Source organism: Okeania sp. SIO2B9 (assembly GCF_010672505.1).
Taxonomy (GTDB): domain Bacteria; phylum Cyanobacteriota; class Cyanobacteriia; order Cyanobacteriales; family Microcoleaceae; genus Okeania; species Okeania hirsuta.
Genome location: NZ_JAAHGK010001529.1, coordinates 1 through 1593, shown reverse-complemented (window position 1 = coordinate 1593; position 1593 = coordinate 1). Strand labels below are relative to the sequence as shown.

Below are 1593 nucleotides of genomic sequence, written 5' to 3'. Positions count from 1 at the left end.
TAGCTTTAATTTAGTCAGGACTTATATCATGTCCGGTTGAACAGTTATAAATAAATAACGACGGAGTCCTCAGGAGTCAGGAGTCAGGAGTCAGGAGGGAAGAAAGAAGAAGGAAGAAGAACAGGAGCAGAAGGAGAAGGTTTTTTGATCACTAATTATCCGGACATGATATTACGCATAACCGCCATATCTAGTAGGGGCGAATGGCATTCGCCCCCTGCTGATAGCGTATTGTCTAAGAATTTGCGTAAGTCCTGTTGATGTTACAATGTTTGATTGTATTTAAAATAAAACTAAGACGTATGAGTTATATCGTAATTTATGATGGCAACTGCAATTTATGTGTAACGTTGGTGCAGGTATTGGAAAGTATAGATAAAGGTGAGCTATTTGAGTATATTCCTATGCAAGATTTAGAAAAACTCAATCAATTTGGTATTACTGCTAAAGATTGTGAAATGGGTATGATTTTGATTGATGGTAATGCACCGGAACGTCGATGGCAAGGTAGTGATGCAGCGGAAGAAATAGGGCGACTTTTGCCTGTGGGGGATGTGTTTGTGGCAGCATATCGAGGTTTACCAGGAGCAAAATGGATGGGCGATCGCTTTTATGAGCAGATTCGGGATAATCGTTACACAATATTTGGCAAGCGTTCTACTACTTATAACTCACCTTATCCATTTGGTTGTAAAGCTTCTTTACTCTGAGTAGAAAAGAAGTGAGTTTGCTAGATGGAGTCCCTGAGTTAAAACATAAAAGTAGAACGGGAGGTTTTTTCATGCTATGAAGGTTAGTCCAAAAAATAAATCTGACAACTATTGACAAAAATTTTATTTCTTTGTTATACTCTTTCTAAAGATAGCATACAATATTAGTATCTATAGCCTGTTGTTGGCTGCTGTCTCATCGGTGGTAGATATATATACTCACTTGTATATCTCAATTTGTAATTAATCTTTAGTATAGATAGCTGTTTGTAAGTAGGTAGTTTAGGAGACTAAATGCTTACAAGTATCTAGGTTTACTAAAAATTAGCTACAAATCGAGATACACGAGTCAGTATACATATCTACCATTGATGAGACATTAGCTGAAGCTAATACCACTTAATATAGTGTTTATTTAGTTGAAGTAATACTCATTTTATGAAATTCCCTGTAGAAAAATATCCCAATGTTATATGTGAGTCAAAAGTGACATTAGTTGTCACTATTAACTCCTATTTTTTGGGAAGTTTCTATCAAGATAGGGGAGTTTTTTTGAGTAACTCACTATTTCACTATTAGTGATAGATATCTGATGTTCCGATGCTGTTGTTCGCAAACAACCCAAAGGAAATATCAGTAAAATGATTACAAAAAAGCAGCCTTCCATAGATGATTATGGTGATTTAATCTATAAATCTTTAAAGCTTTTAGCTCAAGCTTTATATCCATATATTGAAGAAAGAATGCGAGAATACTACTCGGATAATTGGTTGAAAGAAGCAAAAAATATCTTAAAAAATCAGCAAGGATTAAACAAACGCAACTTAGATGAAGCTTTGCAGAGATACATCTTTACGCAAAGCTTCATCTAAGTTGCGTTTGA

2 protein-coding genes are annotated in these 1593 nt (G+C 35.2%); both read left to right on the top strand.

The window, feature by feature from the left end; translation table 11 throughout:
- Positions 1 to 302: 302 nt before the first annotated feature.
- The gene (locus F6K13_RS32320) at positions 303 to 710 is read left to right on the top strand and encodes a thiol-disulfide oxidoreductase DCC family protein (RefSeq protein ID WP_124154636.1); all 408 of its coding nucleotides are present in this window, start codon (positions 303 to 305) and stop codon (positions 708 to 710) included.
- 641 nt (positions 711 to 1351) lie between these two features.
- Positions 1352 to 1582 (top strand): Swt1 family HEPN domain-containing protein, encoded by a 231-nt coding sequence (locus F6K13_RS32315; RefSeq protein ID WP_287289786.1) that lies wholly within the window; start codon positions 1352 to 1354, stop codon positions 1580 to 1582.
- Positions 1583 to 1593 lie beyond the last annotated feature (11 nt).